Origin of the sequence: Streptomyces hygroscopicus (assembly GCF_026168105.1) — a bacterium.
Lineage (GTDB): Bacteria > Actinomycetota > Actinomycetes > Streptomycetales > Streptomycetaceae > Streptomyces > Streptomyces hygroscopicus_D.
The window spans coordinates 509,048-523,748 of sequence record NZ_LBMW01000001.1 but is presented as its reverse complement, the minus strand read 5'-3'; the positions used below and the strand labels follow the sequence as shown (position 1 = coordinate 523,748).

Here is a 14,701-nt window from a genome sequence, read left to right as displayed (position 1 = left end):
CGCCCTCCCGGCCCCGGCGGTCCGCCCGGCCCCGGTGGCCCCTCCGGCCCCGGCGGCCCCGGCGGTCCGCCCGGCCCGGGAGACACCGGCGGGGAAGCGCACCGCCCCTGGTGGAGGTCCGTGCCCCGGCTGGCGCTGATGGCCCTGGCGGCCGTGGCCGCGGTGGTCCTCGGTCTCGTCTTCACCCGTTCCGGTGGTGGCGGCTCCCCCACGAGCGGTGAGGTCTTCCTGCAGGCCGCCGACACAACGGGCCCGGACCCGTTCACACAGTCGTCGGCGACCGAAAGCTCCGCGGCCCCCTCGACCCCGTCCCCGGCAGGCCCGGCGCAGTCCGCCAATGTGACGCGCGCCGTCGACGGCTCCGCGCCCGGCCTGTACGGAGGCACCCGCGACGTCGCCAGCTGCGACACGGAGAAGCAGATCAGAGCGCTGCGGGCGGACCCGGCGAAGAACACCGCGTTCGCGTCGGTGCTGGGCGTCCGGCCCTCCGATGTGCCGGCCTATCTGCGCTCGCTCACACCGGTGCGGCTGCGCATGGACACGCGGGTGACCAACCACGGCTACCGCAACGGCGCGGCCACCGGCTACCAGGCGATCCTGCAGGCAGGCACCGCGGTGCTCGTCGACGGCCATGGCGTGCCCCGCGTGCGGTGCGCCTGCGGCAACCCGCTCACACCGCCGGTCGCACAGAAGTCCACACCGAAGGAGACGGGCGATCGCTGGCCCGGATTCGAGCCGCAGAACGTCGTGGTGGTCTCGCCCTCTCCCGCAGTCGTGGACACGTTCGTCCTGTTCGACGTCGAGCACGACGACTGGATCGCCCGGCTGCGCGGAGACCAGACGGGCCACCAGGACCAGAAGACGAGCCCCCCGGCGGAGCCGACCCCGTCGGCGAGTGTCTCGACGCCCACACCGCAGACGTCGTCGCCCGCCCCCTCCTCCTCCGCCCCGCCGTCGTCCGAGGCCCCCTCCGCCCCGTCGCCGTCGTCAGCGCCCCCGGGCCCGTCGTCGGCACCGCCCCCGCCGGCCTCGTCGGCACCGGGCCCGTCGGCGGCACCAGTGCCGTCCGCGGCGCCTCCGGCGAGCGGGTCCCGGCCTTCGCCGCCCGCCGTCGCACCGGGCGCGCCGGCCCCGGCCTCCCCGTGAGCGCCCGTGCTCAGTCGGCCCGTACGACGAGCGCGAAGTCACCGAGTCCGAGCAGCCGGTCGCCCCGGACCTCGCCCAGCGTGGTCACGACCGTCTCGATCCGGCCGGTGGACGGGTCGAAGACGAGGTCCTGGACCGCGCCGTGTTCGGCGCCGTCCTCGGACAGCACCCTGCTGCCCAGCGCCTCGTGACGAGGACCCGGCGGCACGGACTCCGGCCGGAAGTCCGGCTCCACGAGCACGGCGTCCGGGCCGACCGCGTGCAGGGCGTCCCAGGCGACCGCGGTCTCCTTGCGGCCGCGCCCGGACACCAGGACATGGGTGAGGCGCCCGGCCACGGCATCGAGGGCGAGCGAGGTCAGCTCTCCGATCTCGCGCGCGTCGCCCAGGGTCACCACCGGCAGGCCACGGGCCTGGGCATACGACGTCACGCCGACGGTCCCTTCTCCAGCCCGTCCGGGGCGGCCCCGCCCCTCGCCCGGAACGCCTCGACTCGGGCGGCGAACCCGGCGAGGTCGTCGGCGACGAAGCGGACGGCGTCCGCGGGGACGACCAGCGCCCGCCCGGACACGGCGAGCGTCTCACCGCGCGGCACGAACACCTTGCGCCGACGCCTGCGGGAGCCCATGACCAGGGACTGCCGCGCGTTGATCCGAAAGCCCACCACGCGTCCGCTCCTGCCGCCCTCGACCACGACGTCCAGCACGACGCCGATCTCCGTGCCCGCGTCCGTGAGCACCCGGGCGCCCAGCACCTGACCGTGGGCCGCCTCCTTGCGCGCCACCACCGCCGACGGCTCCACGAGCACCTCCTGACCGCGGATCATCACCGCGTCCCGGCCCAGCGCATGGACCGCGGCCCATGGCAGGCTCTTGCGCAGGGGCCCCGCGAGCAGGCCCCTCCCGCTCAGGGTGAAACCGGTCACACGGCCGGCCGGGCCGTCGAAGACCGTGTCCCTCAGCTGGGCGACGGCGTCGCCGCCCAGCGTCACCACCGGACGCCCGCACAGCTCCCGCGCGCCCATCAACTCGTTCATCGCGCGCCCCGCTCCCCGGACCGGCCGCCCCGCTGGACGGCGATCACCGTGCCCGCCCGCCGACGCGCCTGCACCCACAGGAACAGCGCTGACAGCAGCGCCACGGCCGCCACCACGAGGACCGGCCACAGCCACCAGCTCACGGTCCACCTCCGGTACCCCGGCCCCTGCGGCCGTCCGCCGGGCGCCGTACCCTGCGAATGCCCCGGACGCACGCGAAGATGCCCCCGGCCCGGACGGCCGCTGCCTGCGCCACCACGGCGCGTGGAGGGATCGCCCGTACGGGGACTGGCCGACGCGTGACTGGGTACGAGCACTGGTGCGGTACTCCTCCGACAGGGGTGCCGCGCCGTACGAATACCGGCTTCTCAGAGAGACCGCATGATGGAGCACCTGGACGGAGCGGTGATACCTACTGACTTCGACATGCCCGTTGAGCCGCTACGGCGGGCGGCGCACTACACCGGGGAGCCGGGGTCCATCGCCGAGGCGAGGGCCTTCGGCGAGCTGTTCATCGAACAGCTCCGGTCCGAGTGGTGCGCCTCCATCGACGGGCGCGCGGCCGGCGATGTGCTCCTGGTGGTGAGCGAACTGGTCACCAACGCACAGCGGCACAGCCACGGCCCGTACATCCTGGAACTCGAGGGCACCGACACCGCCGTGACCGTCGCCGTCTACGACAGCAGTGCCGCACTGCCCCGGCGCTATCCCAAGGACCCCGGACGCGTCGGCAGACACGGCCTGGAGATCGTCCATGTGCTGGCGACGCAGGTGACGGCCGAGCTGGTACCCGTCGGCAAGCGCGTCACGGCCGTGGTGAAGCTGGGGCGCTGAGCCCGAGGAGGCCGCGCCGCGGACCCACCTCACCGGCGCGCGCGGGCACGCTCGCGTGCGCCCGTCGGCCGGCGCTCGACTGCGCCCGTCGGCCCGGCTGCGGCCCACGACTCGGCTGCGCCCGACAACCCGGCGCTCGTCCGCGCCCCATGACCTGCCCGCATGTCTGTACGACCCGCCCCGCCTGTCCGCGTACGCCGAACGGCCGGTGGTGTCCTGTCTCGGCGGTCTGTCAGACGGCGTCGACCCGGTTCACGTCGTCCAGCATCCCGCTGCGCAACCGCTCGATGATGCGCTTGATGAGACGCGAGACATGCATCTGCGAACATCCGAGCCGGGCGCCGATGTCGGCCTGCGTGGCCTCCTCGACGAAGCGCAGGTGGATGATCGTACGATCGCGTTCGCTGAGCTCCGCCACCAGTGGAGCGAGGGTGTGGAAGTCCTCGACGAGGCGCATGCCGTCGTCCTCCTCGCCGATGAAGTCGGCGAGTACGGCCTCACCCTCCAGGTCGTCGCCGGTCAGCGCGGCGTCCAGCGAGGAGGAGTTGTAGCCGTTGGCGGCGATCTGCGCCTGGACGACCTCGGCCTCGGGCAGGTCCATCAGCGCGGCCAGTTCGGCGACGGTCGGTTCCCGGTCCAGACGGGTGGAGAGCTCTTCCCGGGCCTTCGCCAACTCCACCCGCAACTCCTGCAGCCGACGCGGCACATGGACCGCCCACGTGGTGTCGCGGAAGAACCGCTTGATCTCGCCGACGATGTAGGGCACCGCGAAGGAGGTGAACTCCACCTCGCGTGAGACCTCGAACCGGTCGATGGCCTTGATCAGGCCGATCATGCCGACCTGGACGATGTCCTCCATGTCGTCGCTGCGGTTGCGGAACCGGCCGGCCGCGAACCGTACCAGCGACATGTTCATCTCGATCAGGGTGTTGCGCGCGTACTGGTACTCGTGCGTGCCTTCCTCCAGTGTGCTCAGCCGCTGGAAGAACTGGCGGGACAGCTCCCGCGCGTCACGGGGAGCCACCCTCCGCGGATCCGTGACGGTCGGCAGAGGCTCCTCACCAGTCCTGGTCAGGATCGTGTCGTCAGTGACCGTCGACCAGCTCATGGCGGTGTCCATTACCTCTCCCACGAAACTCACTGTCGGGCCCGTCGGGCCTCTCGGGCGTCGTCAAGTCGTTGTGTGTCCGCGCATACCCCGGAGTCCGGGGGTCATGTCGGATTCGACGCACGAAGCGCGTGGCAGGGGTCCTCTGGCTGGGCCGTCCGCCACGCCATTGCAAAAAGGGCAGATGGCGCAGCAATGGCGTGTCGGTACCCGTGGTCGGCTTGGCGGTGCGGGATTCACCCAGGGCGGAACGCCGGTCCCTTCCCGTGGCGTTCTCCGTCCCTAGGCTGAAGGGGTGAGCATTCATGCGCCGAAGGAAGCCCGCGTCATTCCGCTGCGTCCCGGGAGCGCGCCGCCGCGCACCGGCGGTGCGCCCCGAACTCCCCAGCAGCCGGGGAGTTCGGGGCGGATGCCGGGGACCCCCGCCGCCAGGGAGCCGCTGTGGCGCGACCTCGTCGGCGACGTGCTGCGCCGCGAGCGGCTCGCTCAGGAGCGTACGCTCAAGGATGTGGCGGAGGCGGCCCGGATCTCGATGCCGTACCTGTCCGAGGTCGAGCGCGGCCGCAAGGAGGCCTCCTCCGAAGTCCTCGCGGCCGCCGCCGGGGCCCTCGGACTCCGCCTCGGCGACCTGCTCTCGCTCGCCCAGGACGAGTTGGCGCGGCACATCCGCACCCGGGCGGGCCGGGGCCGTCCGTCGCGGACGGGGCAGTACGACGGTCTGTGCCTCGCCGCCTGACGGCTCGCGGACGTCCGGCCCCGCTGCGCCGGGATCAGACGAACGCGAGCCGTCGGCTCAACACCTCGTCGGCCAGCCCGTACGCGACGGCCTCCTCGGCGGTGAACACCTTGTCGCGGTCCATGTCGGCGCGCAGGGTGGCCACGTCATGGTGCGTGTGGCGGGACAGGACCTGTTCCACCTGGGTCCGGATGCGGGCCATCTCCTTCGCCTGGAGGCTGAGGTCGGAGACCGTGCCCTGCCGTCCGCCGCTGGCCGGCTGGCCGAGCAGCACCCGGGCGTGCTGGAGCACGAACCGCCGCCCGGGGTCCCCGCCGGCCAGCAGCACCGCCGCCGTCGAGGCCGCCTGCCCGACGCAGAAGGTGGAGATCGGGGCCTGAACGAACGTCATCGTGTCGTAGATCGCCATCAGTGAAGTGAACGATCCCCCGGGCGAGTTGATGTAGAGCGAGATCTCGTGCTCCGGGTTCGCCGACTCCAGATGCAGGAGTTGCGCGATGACGACGTTCGCGACCCCGTCGTCGATCTCGGTGCCGAGGAAGATGATCCGCTCATTGAGCAGCCGGCTGAAGACGTCGTACGACCGCTCGCCCTGCGCGGTCCGCTCCACGACGTACGGAACCGTGTACGACCCCATGTCACAGCCCCATCCGTCGACGTGAGGAGGCCGGGCGGACGTCGGCGAGCGACTCCACGACCCGGTCCACCATCCCGTACTCCCTGGCCTGTTCGGCCGTGAACCAGCGGTCCCGGTCACCGTCCCGGGAGATGGTCTCCTCGCTCTGCCCGGTGTGCTCGGCGGTGATCCGCTCGATGGCCTTCTTGGTGAACTCCAGGTTCTCCGCCTGGATCTCGATGTCTGCGGCGGTGCCACCGATGCCCGCCGACGGCTGGTGCATCATGATCCGCGCGTTCGGCAGCGCGAACCGTTTGCCGCGCGTTCCCACGGTGAGCAGGAACTGACCCATGCTGGCGGCGAAGCCCATCGCCAGCGTCGACACGTCGTTGGGGACGAGCCGCATGGTGTCGTAGATGGCGAGCCCCGCCGTGACCGACCCGCCGGGGCTGTTGATGCAGAGGCTGATGTCGGCGCGCGGGTCCTCGGCCGACAGCAGGAGCAGTTGTGCGCACACCCGGTTGGCCGACACCTCGTCGACCTGCGTGCCCAGGAAGACGATGCGCTGGGCGAGCAGTTGCGCGGCGAGGTGGTCGTCGAAGCGGCTGGGTGGGGTGTCACCCTCCTCCGCGCGGGGCGAGAGCGTGGTGAGTGGAGTCATCGCATCTCCTGGTCTTGGCGTTGATGCCGTCGAATCCACTCTTGACCTGGAACGGTCCTGGGACGCGGTTTCTCTGCCCGCAGCAGATTCGCCACGGGCGCAGTCCCGCCTCAGCCCATCTCGCGCAACTGCCGGAAGAAGGCCCGGACATCGTCCACCAGCAGATCGGGCTCCTCCATCGCCGCGAAGTGCCCGCCCCGGTCGAACTCGGTCCAGCGCACGATGTTCTCGGTCCGCTCCGCCCGGTGCCGGAGCGGGATCTGCAGTTCCCCCGGGAAGAGGGCGAGCGCGGTCGGCGCGGTGGAGGGCTCGGCCGGTGCGGAGGCCCTTCCCGAGGCGTGCGCCCGCTCGTAGTAGATCCGGGCCGACGAACCGGCGGTCCCGGTCAGCCAGTAGAGCATCACGTTCGTGAGCAGCCGGTCCCGGTCGACGGCCTCCTCGGGCAGCTCCCGCGAGTCCGTCCACTCCCTGAACTTCTCAACGATCCAGGCGAGTTGGCCGACCGGAGAGTCGGTGAGGGCGTAGGCGAGCGTCTGCGGCCGGGTGGAGTGCAGGATCGCGTACCCCGTCCCCTCACGCTGCCACTCGGCCCAGCGGCGCCACGAGGCGAGCGTGCGCTCCCGCTCGTCCGGGCTCAGTGAGGCCAGTTCCTCCTCGGTCGGCTCGGTCGCCTGCTGGGCACCCGGCAGCAGGTTCAGATGGACGCCGATGAGCCGGTCCGGGTGCGCGCGGCCCAGCTCGCGGGAGATCACCGCCCCCCAGTCCCCGCCCTGTGCGCCGAACCGCGGGTAGCCGAGCCGGCCCATCAACTCGGCCCACGCGTCGGCGACCCGGCCCGCCTCCCAGCCGGTGTCCCGGGCGGGCCCGGACAGCCCGTACCCCGGAATGCCCGGCACCACCACATGGAACGCGTCGGCGGGATCGCCGCCGTGGGCGGCCGGGTCGGTGAGCGGCCCCACGACGTCGAGGAACTCGACGATCGAGCCGGGCCAGCCGTGGGTGATGACCAGCGCAGTGGCGTCCGGCTCCGGGGAGCGGATGTGGGCGAAGTGGATGTGTGCCCCGTCGATCTCCGTGGTGAACTGCGGCCACTCGTTCAGCCGCGCCTCGGCGGCCCGCCAGTCGTACTCATGACGCCAGTACCGTACGAGCTCACGCAGATAGTCGCCGGGAACTCCGTACGCCCATCCCACACCCGGCAACTCGTCGGGCCAGCGGGTGCGGTCGAGGCGGTCATGGAGGTCGTCGAGGTCGCTCTGGGGGATCGCGAGACGGAAGGGCCGGATGCTCTCAGCGGGCGATGACGTCATGGTCGGGATGCTAGTTCGGGGAGACGAGGCCGCCATCCGCATCAGTACCCGGGCCGAACGATGACTTTCGGCGAGAGGATCGGTCGGTACAGGTGACCGCGTCCCACGCTCCAGGAGGTACTCATGGCCACCGAAGGATTCACCACCTGTCTCTGGTTCGACGGCCAGGCCGAGGAGGCCGCGCACCACTACGTCTCGATCTTCAAGAACTCGAGCATCGGCCACGTCGGCCGCTACACCGAGGCCGGACCGGGCCCCGCCGGCTCCGTGATCGCCGTGGACTTCGTGGCCAACGGCCACAAGTTCGTCGCGCTGAACGGCGGTCCGCAGTTCACGTTCAACGAGGCAATTTCCTTCCAGATCTACTGCGACGACCAGGAGGAGATCGACTACTACTGGAACAAGCTCACCGAGGGCGGCGGCGAGCCGGGGCCCTGCGGCTGGCTCAAGGACAAGTACGGCGTGTCCTGGCAGGTCATCCCGAACGGGCTCATCGACATGATCGGGGACCCGGACCCGGAGAAGGCGGCGCGCACCACACAGGCGATGCTCTCGATGGGAAAGCTGGACATCGCCGCGCTGGAGAAGGCGCACGCGGGGGAGTAGCGGTGGCACGGGGCCGCTGCGGACCAGGAGCGGCCCCGCGTCGAGACGGACGCTGCGGGAGGTGCCGTCAGCCGGTGTGTGCCGCGACGGTCCGGGTGATCTCCCGTGCGATGCGCAGGATGCCGGGCGAGCGGACAGGGCACGGCTTCGGTGTGGAGGTCGTCGGGGCCAGGCAGAAGTGCAGGTAGTCGTCGTCGCGGTGCAGGGCGGTGCGGTCACGTGAGGGCTCGGTGCAGTACGCCGGGTGCTCGTGCTCGTACGGGGTGCACGGCAGGTACTGCGCCCAGGTGTAGCGGTCCGAGGCCGGACCGACCGTCCTGCCCGCGTCGGAGACGAGGTCGCCGGAGGCGCGCGCCTGTTTCTCGTACGTCTCGTTGACCCGCCGGGTCCGCTCGGGGGTCATCGGATCGGGCCCTTGCAGTACCCAGACGATCCTGGGCCGCCGGTCGCCGCCCGCCGCGGCGATCTCCTCGGTCAGCCTCGCTGCGTCGGCGGCGTAGCGCGCGAAGTACGCCGCCCGCCGCGAGTCGTACCTGATCCCGTCCATGCAGGGCGTGTAGCCCCAGGAGTTGCCCCAGAACTGGAGCACCACGAAGTCCGGGTGCGTCGAGCGCACCAGCGCGGCCGCCTTGTCCGCGGCCGGCACGAGCGAACGCCGAGTGCCGCCCTCCAGGTAGTCGCACAGGGTCGTGCCCGCGTAAGGGGCGCTCGTGTACGCCGCGTGCAACTCGCCCCGTAACTGCTGCCCCAGTACGTCCTGGTTCTCCATGGCGATCGAGTCGCCCAGGTAGAGCACTGTGGGAGCCTTCGCCGGGCGGCCGGTGTCCGGCGTGGCCGCCGCCCGCATGTGAGTCGTCGCCGGAGCACCGGCGACCTCGGGCGTGGGCGGCGCGGCCTCGGGCCCGGACGACGGGTCTCCGCACGCGCCGAGCAGCAGTCCGGCCACCAGTACCCCCACGATCCACGGCTTCCGCATGCCGTCACTCCCGCCCCGACCGCCGAAAGGGCTCCCCAGGCAAGCACAGCCGGGCACAAGGCGGAAGACGTACGACGGCCATGACCGGACCGGTGGCCGGGGCTCGCCCTGTCCGACTCCCCGGAGTCCGCGCCCACCCGCCGGGAGAGACGACCATGCGCTGTCCGGGCGGTAACCACGGCCGCGACCGGCGGTTCGGCGCGGCCCGCCCGTACGCCGCCCGGAGCAGTCCCGTCACCGGTTGGGGGCACCCCGGATGACGCCGCCGTCCCGCACCGGTAGCCGTGGAACATGCGCTTCCTCGGCGAACTGGACCAGCGGCTGTTCACCCGGGTCGCCACCGCGCGCGTGCCCGGCGCCGATCCCGCGCTCACCCGGCTGAGCCACGCGGCCGATCACGGTGTGCTGTGGTTCGGGGCCGCGGCCGGGCTCGCCGTGCTCGGCGGCCGCACCGCCCGGCGCGCCGCCCTGCGCGGGACCGGTTCGCTCGCGCTCGCCTCGCTCACCGTGAACACCCTCGTCAAGTGGGCGGCACGGCGCCCGAGGCCGCTTCTTGTCGATGTGCCGCCGATGCGTCACCTCAGGCGCCAGCCGCGCACCACCTCCTTCCCCTCCGGCCACTCCGCCTCGGCCGCGGCCTTCGTCACCGGGGTCGCGCTGGAATCCGCCGGATACGGCGCGCTGATCGCTCCCGTCGCCGGGGCCGTCGCCTTCTCGCGGGTGTACGTCGGTGTGCACTACCCGGGAGACGTCCTGGCCGGGACGGCGATCGGTCTCGGTGCCGCGCTGCTGACCTGCCGCTGGTGGCCGCCGCGCCAGGTGAACCCGGAGCGGGAGCGCCCGCCGGCTCAGGCTCCCGCCCTGCCCGGGGGCGAGGGGCTCGTCGTCTTCGTCAACAGCCGCGCGGGAGCGGGGGCCCCGGCCGCTGCGCTGCCGCCCGCCGACCTCCTCGCCGAACTCCTGCCCGGGGCCGAATTCGTGGAGTGCGGCCCCGACGACGACTTCTCCGTACTGCTCGACCGGGCGGTGCGCCGCGCCGTCGGACGCGGCGGAGCGCTCGGTGTGTACGGCGGCGACGGCACGGTCAACGCGGCGGCCCGGGCGGCGGCCGCACATCGGTTGGCCCTCGCCGTGTTCCCCGGCGGCACCCTCAATCACTTCGCCCTGGACGTCGGCGTGCCGCACTTCGAGGACACGGCCGCCGCGGTGGTCCGCGGCGAGGCGGTCGCCGTCGACATCGGGGTTGCCGCCCCCGTGCCGGACGGGGCCTCCGGCAGCACGGAGCCCGTCGAATTCCTGAACACCTTCAGCATCGGCCTCTACCCGGACCTGGTCGGCCTCCGTGAACACCTGGAGCGGCGCTGGGGCAAATGGCCGGCCGCGGCCGTGGCGCTCATCCGGGTGGTGCGCTCCGCGACCCCGGTGGAACTGCGCCTCGACGGCCACCCGCGCCGGCTGTGGCTGCTGTTCGCCGGCAACGGCCGCTATGTTCCGGACGGTTTCGCGCCCTCCTTCCGACCGCGGCTGGACGACGGGCTGCTCGATCTGCGTACGGTCGACGGCAGCCACCGGCTGGCCCGTACCCGGGTGGTGGTCGCGGCACTCGCCGGGGCCCTCGGCCGCTCGCGTGTCTACCGGGCCGAGCGGGTGTCCCGGGTGTGTGCCGAGGACCTGAGGGGCGCGGACACGTTCGCATACGACGGTGAAGTCGTGCCCGCCACCCGTGCGTTGCGGCTGGAGAAGCGCAGCCGGGCACTCGTCGTCTACCGGCCCGTCGTCCAGGGCCAGGAGATCGCCCAGCAGGCGAGACTCGCCGCCGCGGTGGCCCGACACCGAAACAGCCAAAGGGGCCGCCGTCTCCCCGCGGACGGCGGCCACTCGGACTCGGAGGGCTGAGTCACACGTGGACGACCCGCGGTCAGGCGAGGCTCGTATTCCTTGACAGCTATATAACCGAAGAGGCATATTGAGCCCCGTGTCCGAAGCCTCCCTGTGGGCCGCACTCGCCGACCCCCATCGACGGTCCATCGTCGCGCTGCTCCTGGAGCGGCCACGGCCCGTCGGTGAGATCGTCGAGGCGTGCGGTCTCAGCCAGCCGAGTACGTCGAAGCATCTGAAGGTACTGCGGGACGCGGGGCTCGTGCGCGTACACCAGGACGCCCAGCGCCGGGTGTACGCCCTCGACCCGGCCCCCATCGCCGCGCTCGACGCCTGGCTCGCCCCCTACCGGGCGCTGTGGACCACCAGCCTGGACGCGCTGGGGCGGCGCCTGGACGAGACATCGGACGACACCGACGAACCCTCCGCGAAGGACTGATCCGCCATGGCCGCCGACCTCACCGGCACGTACCTCACCCTCGACGACGGCCGCCCAGCCGTCCGTTTCAGCCGTGTCTACGACCACCCTCTGGACCGAGTCTGGCGGTTCGTCACCGAACCCGACGAGCTCGCCCAGTGGTTCCCGTCCCGAGCCGAGTTCGACCTGCGCCCCGGCGGCACCGTCCGGTTCAGCGGGGACCCGAACATGCCCGTCTCGACCGGTACGGTCGTGGCCGTCGACCCGCCCCGACACCTCTCCTTCGAGTGGGGCGGCGACGAACTGCGTTTCGACCTGGAGCCGCTGGACGACAGGCGCACCCGCTTCACGCTCACCGACGTCCTGGGCGAGCAGAACACCGCCGCCCGCAACGGCGCCGGCTGGGAGGTGTGCCTCACGGCCCTGGACGCCAGGGCCCGCGGCGAACGCTTCGAGGGACCGCACGCCGGGGCAGGCGCCCCCTGGAAGGAGTACTACGACGGTTACGTCACCGCAGGTGTCCCCTCGGGCGCGCCCATCCCCGGCGCAGGCGCCTGAGCCCTCACGCCAGCTGGCGACGTACCAGCTCGTGCAGGCGCCCGCCGGTGTCCGCCAGGAGCTGAGCCGGCGGTCCCTGCTGGGCGACCCTGCCGTCCTCCATCACGATGACGCGGTCCGCGTCCAGCACCGTGGACAGACGGTGGGCGATCACGATCCGGGTGGCGTTCAGGGCGCGGGTGCTCTCGATGACCCGGCGCTGCGTCTCGTTGTCCAGCGCGCTCGTGGCCTCGTCGAAGAACAGGATGCGCGGCCTGCGGATCAGCGCCTGCGCGATCATAAGCCGCTGCCGCTGCCCGCCCGAGACCGCTCCGCTGCCCTGGACGATGGTGTGCAGCCCCATCGGCATCCGCTTGATGTCCTCGGCGAGGCCCGCCATCTCGGCCGCCGCCATCGCCTCTTCCGGCGTGTACGGCTCGGTACCGCAGATGACGTCCAGGATCGACCCGCTGAACGGCTGTGCGTGCTGGAGCACCACCCCGCACTGCCGGCGCACCGCCGACTGGTCCAGCGCCGCGAGGTCCTGGCCGTCGTACAGGACACTGCCCGAGACCGGCTTGTCGAAGCCGATCAGCAGGCGCAGCAGCGTGGACTTGCCGCAGCCGCTGGGACCCACGATCGCCACGAACTCGCCCGCCCCGACCTCGAAGGACACGTCGTCGAGGACCAGGGGACCGTCGTCGGCGTACCGGAACGAGAGCCGGCGCGCCTCGATGCCGCCGGAGAGGACACCGGGGCGGGTGCTGGCCGTGCGCACCTCCGGCGCCGCGTCCAGCACCGGCCTGATCTCCTCGAACAGCGGCAGCGCCGCCACCGCCGAGACGAACGCACCGGTCAGCTGGGTGACCGAGGTCAGCAGCATGGTCACCGACGTGTTGAAGGTGAGGAAGTCGGCGGCCGACAGCGAGCCCTTCGCCGGGCCCGCGAGGAGCATGAACAGCACCAGTGAGCACAGCGGCAGATAGACCGCGCCGAGGACCGTCGTCAGGTTCTTGATCCGGCCGACCTTCTGCTGCAGCTCACGGCTGTGCGCGAACTCGCGCGCCCAGGCGGCGTACGCATAGTTCTCGGCCGCCGCCACCCGCAGTTTGGGCAGTCCGCGCAGGGTCTGGAACGCCTGGTTGTTCAGCTTGTTGCCGAGCCGGACCAGCCGTCGCTGCCAGCGCACCTGCCACAGCCCGAGCCCCAGGAACACCCCGGCGATGACGACGAGCATCCCCATCGCGGCCAGCGCCATGGGCACGCTGTACCAGAGCAGCAGCCCCAGGTTCATCACGCCCACCGTCACCGACTGGGCGACCACGGGACCGACCCCGGCGAGCAGCCTGCGGATCGCACTGATACCCATCGCCGCGCTGGCCAGCTCGCCCGTGGAGCGCTCGGTGAAGAACTTCGTCGGCAGCCTCAGCAAGCGGTCCCAGACCGCGGGCTGGAGCGTCGCTTCGATGCGCCCTTCCAGGCGCAGAATGGTCAGGTTCTCCAACAGCATGAATGCCGCCGCCACCACACTGGTGACCATGAGGGCGAGGCAGACCTGGACGATCAGTCCCTCCTGCGCCCTCGGCACGAACTCGCCGAGCACCTTCCCTGTGGCGATGGGTACCAGCGCGCCGATGGCGACCGTCACCAGACCGCTGAGCAGCAGACCCAGCAGATCACCGCCCGTACCGCGCATGCTGAACCGCAACAGCCCCAGCGGGTTGAGCCGGTGGTCGGGCAGCGGGCGGTAGAACATCACGGCCCTCGGCTCGAACTCCGTCGCGTTCGCCTTCTCGACCGGCGTCTCGCGCCCCGACGACGGCTGCACTGCGACGTAACCGCCGCGCCGCCACAGCAGCGCGACCGGCGCGCCCGACAGCGCCCGGTGGCCCACCAGCGGGCCGACGTTGTCGTGCCACCATCGGTCGTCCAGCCGTACGGCACGGGTGCGGACGCGGGAGGCGATCGCGATGCGCTCCACCGGGTCGAGGCGGTCGCTCTCCGTACCGCTCTGCGCGGGCTCGGCCAGCGTGATTCCGGCGGCGCGCGCCACCAGCCTGCACGCCGCGTAGGTGGCGTCGGCGTCGGCCGCCGTGCGCTGCGCCGACGACTTGCCGATCGAGGCGAGCAGCGTCCGGTCGGCCTGGGCGCGGACCGCCTCGCCCGCCTTGATGCCGGCCGCCGTACGGGTCTCGTGCGTGCGCTCCACCTGCTCGATCCACCGGTCGAGGGCGGCGAGGAGCCGGTACTGCTGGTCGACCATGCCCTGCCACACGGCCGGGTCCATCAGCAGGTCGGCCGCGGCCTCCGCGCCGTACATCGAGCCGTACTGGACGCTGCCCGGCGGCACCTGCATCCAGAACACGTCGTCGTCGGTGATGTCGGCGGCCCGTTCGCCGGCCATCGGCGCCTGGAAGAGGACCGAGAGGCCCCGGCCGACACCGAGGGCGAGCGCGTACTCCAGGGGACTCGTCGTCGGAGGCACGTACTGCGGGTTGCCGTACTCGTCGTACGACCAGGTCTGGGTGTCGACGGGCTGGTACAGCTCGCGCAGTTGGATGCGGCGCACCACGCAGTCGCGCACCGGCCGGGCCACCAGGGTGTGCTGGGGGCCGGCGACCGGTCCGAGCAGCAGGCAGCCCGCTTCGAGCCGGCCGAGGTGATGCCAATGGCCCTGCACGGCCGCGTCCACCGCGAACAGGTCCAGTGCGCCGGCCGCGACCAGCCACAGGACCTGCGGGCCTTCGAGGGCCACTCGGCTCTGACCCGAGCAGTCGACCGGGGTGCCCATCAGGCCGAGCGCATTGAGGACGAGGTCGCCCTCGTGCACCGTCGTCATC

Annotated in this window: 16 protein-coding genes; 7 read left to right on the top strand and 9 right to left on the bottom strand. The window is 72.0% G+C overall.

What is annotated here, in order from left to right; all coding sequences use genetic code 11:
- The coding region (locus AAW14_RS02320) for a DUF6777 domain-containing protein (protein WP_265559228.1) at positions 1-1,146 on the top strand (1,146 nt) is incomplete at its 5' end.
- A gap of 10 nt (positions 1,147-1,156) precedes the next feature.
- Here AAW14_RS02320 and AAW14_RS02315 read toward each other — a convergent pair.
- From AAW14_RS02315 to AAW14_RS02305, 3 genes are read right to left on the bottom strand one after another with little or no spacing between them, the layout of a single operon-like run.
- Positions 1,157-1,576 (bottom strand): PRC-barrel domain-containing protein, encoded by a 420-nt coding sequence (locus tag AAW14_RS02315; protein ID WP_265559227.1) that lies wholly within the window; start codon positions 1,574-1,576, stop codon positions 1,157-1,159.
- Entirely contained in the window at positions 1,573-2,181 is a 609-nt protein-coding gene (locus AAW14_RS02310; protein ID WP_265559225.1) for a PRC-barrel domain-containing protein, read from the bottom strand. Before AAW14_RS02310 ends, AAW14_RS02315 begins: the two co-directional genes overlap by 4 nt.
- On the bottom strand, positions 2,178-2,324 hold the full coding sequence (locus AAW14_RS02305) for a hypothetical protein (protein ID WP_265559223.1): 147 nt from the start codon (positions 2,322-2,324) through the stop codon (positions 2,178-2,180). Before AAW14_RS02305 ends, AAW14_RS02310 begins: the two co-directional genes overlap by 4 nt.
- A 238-nt stretch (positions 2,325-2,562) precedes the next feature.
- Here AAW14_RS02305 and AAW14_RS02300 point away from each other — a divergent pair, with 238 nt between their 5' ends.
- Positions 2,563-3,015: an ATP-binding protein gene (locus AAW14_RS02300; RefSeq protein WP_265559220.1), complete on the top strand. Its 453-nt coding sequence runs from the start codon at positions 2,563-2,565 to the stop codon at positions 3,013-3,015.
- A gap of 232 nt (positions 3,016-3,247) precedes the next feature.
- On the opposite strand, the gene AAW14_RS02295 is transcribed toward AAW14_RS02300, so the two are convergent.
- Positions 3,248-4,135 (bottom strand): RNA polymerase sigma factor SigF, encoded by an 888-nt coding sequence (locus AAW14_RS02295; protein WP_265559279.1) that lies wholly within the window; start codon positions 4,133-4,135, stop codon positions 3,248-3,250.
- A 283-nt stretch (positions 4,136-4,418) separates the two neighbouring features.
- On the opposite strand from AAW14_RS02295, the gene AAW14_RS02290 reads away from it, so the two are divergent.
- Positions 4,419-4,859, top strand: a complete 441-nt coding sequence (locus AAW14_RS02290; RefSeq protein WP_265559218.1) for a helix-turn-helix domain-containing protein — start codon at positions 4,419-4,421, stop codon at positions 4,857-4,859.
- A 34-nt stretch (positions 4,860-4,893) separates the two neighbouring features.
- Here the strand turns inward: AAW14_RS02290 and AAW14_RS02285 are convergent, their stop codons facing one another.
- The 3 genes from AAW14_RS02285 to AAW14_RS02275 form a co-directional block, all read right to left on the bottom strand.
- Positions 4,894-5,496 carry a ClpP family protease gene (locus AAW14_RS02285; protein WP_265559216.1) on the bottom strand — a complete coding sequence of 201 codons (603 nt, stop codon included), beginning with the start codon at positions 5,494-5,496 and terminating at the stop codon, positions 4,894-4,896.
- A 1-nt stretch (position 5,497) separates the two neighbouring features.
- Complete coding sequence (locus AAW14_RS02280; RefSeq protein ID WP_265559215.1) at positions 5,498-6,136, bottom strand: ATP-dependent Clp protease proteolytic subunit; 639 nt, start codon at positions 6,134-6,136, stop codon at positions 5,498-5,500.
- 110 nt (positions 6,137-6,246) lie between these two features.
- Positions 6,247-7,446, bottom strand: coding sequence for an epoxide hydrolase family protein (locus AAW14_RS02275; RefSeq protein WP_265559213.1), 1,200 nt, complete (start codon positions 7,444-7,446; stop codon positions 6,247-6,249).
- A 123-nt stretch (positions 7,447-7,569) separates the two neighbouring features.
- On the opposite strand from AAW14_RS02275, the gene AAW14_RS02270 reads away from it, so the two are divergent.
- Positions 7,570-8,052 (top strand): VOC family protein, encoded by a 483-nt coding sequence (locus AAW14_RS02270; protein ID WP_265559211.1) that lies wholly within the window; start codon positions 7,570-7,572, stop codon positions 8,050-8,052.
- A gap of 67 nt (positions 8,053-8,119) precedes the next feature.
- On the opposite strand, the gene AAW14_RS02265 is transcribed toward AAW14_RS02270, so the two are convergent.
- Positions 8,120-9,028, bottom strand: coding sequence for an SGNH/GDSL hydrolase family protein (locus tag AAW14_RS02265; RefSeq protein ID WP_265559209.1), 909 nt, complete (start codon positions 9,026-9,028; stop codon positions 8,120-8,122).
- 291 nt (positions 9,029-9,319) lie between these two features.
- Here AAW14_RS02265 and AAW14_RS02260 point away from each other — a divergent pair, with 291 nt between their 5' ends.
- The 3 genes from AAW14_RS02260 to AAW14_RS02250 all read left to right on the top strand — a co-directional run bounded on the left by AAW14_RS02260 (position 9,320) and on the right by AAW14_RS02250 (position 11,882).
- Entirely contained in the window at positions 9,320-10,924 is a 1,605-nt protein-coding gene (locus AAW14_RS02260; RefSeq protein WP_265559207.1) for a bifunctional phosphatase PAP2/diacylglycerol kinase family protein, read from the top strand.
- A 79-nt stretch (positions 10,925-11,003) separates the two neighbouring features.
- Positions 11,004-11,345, top strand: coding sequence for an ArsR/SmtB family transcription factor (locus AAW14_RS02255; RefSeq protein ID WP_265559204.1), 342 nt, complete (start codon positions 11,004-11,006; stop codon positions 11,343-11,345).
- Positions 11,346-11,351: 6 nt separating this feature from the next.
- Entirely contained in the window at positions 11,352-11,882 is a 531-nt protein-coding gene (locus tag AAW14_RS02250; protein ID WP_265559202.1) for an SRPBCC family protein, read from the top strand.
- A gap of 4 nt (positions 11,883-11,886) precedes the next feature.
- On the opposite strand, the gene AAW14_RS02245 is transcribed toward AAW14_RS02250, so the two are convergent.
- Positions 11,887-14,700 carry an NHLP bacteriocin export ABC transporter permease/ATPase subunit gene (locus tag AAW14_RS02245; protein WP_265559200.1) on the bottom strand — a complete coding sequence of 938 codons (2,814 nt, stop codon included), beginning with the start codon at positions 14,698-14,700 and terminating at the stop codon, positions 11,887-11,889.
- Between the last annotated feature and the right edge of the window lies 1 nt (position 14,701).

Bases quoted from the DNA above. Each gene is read 5' to 3' on its own strand.
- AAW14_RS02310 (WP_265559225.1), bottom strand. From the start codon at position 2,181: ATGAACGAGTTGATGGGCGCGCGGGAGCTGTGCGGGCGTCCGGTGGTG.
- AAW14_RS02300 (WP_265559220.1), top strand. From the start codon at position 2,563: ATGATGGAGCACCTGGACGGAGCGGTGATACCTACTGACTTCGACATG.
- AAW14_RS02295 (WP_265559279.1), bottom strand. From the start codon at position 4,135: ATGGACACCGCCATGAGCTGGTCGACGGTCACTGACGACACGATCCTG.
- AAW14_RS02285 (WP_265559216.1), bottom strand. From the start codon at position 5,496: ATGGGGTCGTACACGGTTCCGTACGTCGTGGAGCGGACCGCGCAGGGC.
- AAW14_RS02280 (WP_265559215.1), bottom strand. From the start codon at position 6,136: ATGACTCCACTCACCACGCTCTCGCCCCGCGCGGAGGAGGGTGACACC.
- AAW14_RS02275 (WP_265559213.1), bottom strand. From the start codon at position 7,446: ATGACGTCATCGCCCGCTGAGAGCATCCGGCCCTTCCGTCTCGCGATC.
- AAW14_RS02270 (WP_265559211.1), top strand. From the start codon at position 7,570: ATGGCCACCGAAGGATTCACCACCTGTCTCTGGTTCGACGGCCAGGCC.
- AAW14_RS02265 (WP_265559209.1), bottom strand. From the start codon at position 9,028: ATGCGGAAGCCGTGGATCGTGGGGGTACTGGTGGCCGGACTGCTGCTC.
- AAW14_RS02260 (WP_265559207.1), top strand. From the start codon at position 9,320: ATGCGCTTCCTCGGCGAACTGGACCAGCGGCTGTTCACCCGGGTCGCC.
- AAW14_RS02250 (WP_265559202.1), top strand. From the start codon at position 11,352: ATGGCCGCCGACCTCACCGGCACGTACCTCACCCTCGACGACGGCCGC.
- AAW14_RS02245 (WP_265559200.1), bottom strand. From the start codon at position 14,700: ATGACGACGGTGCACGAGGGCGACCTCGTCCTCAATGCGCTCGGCCTG.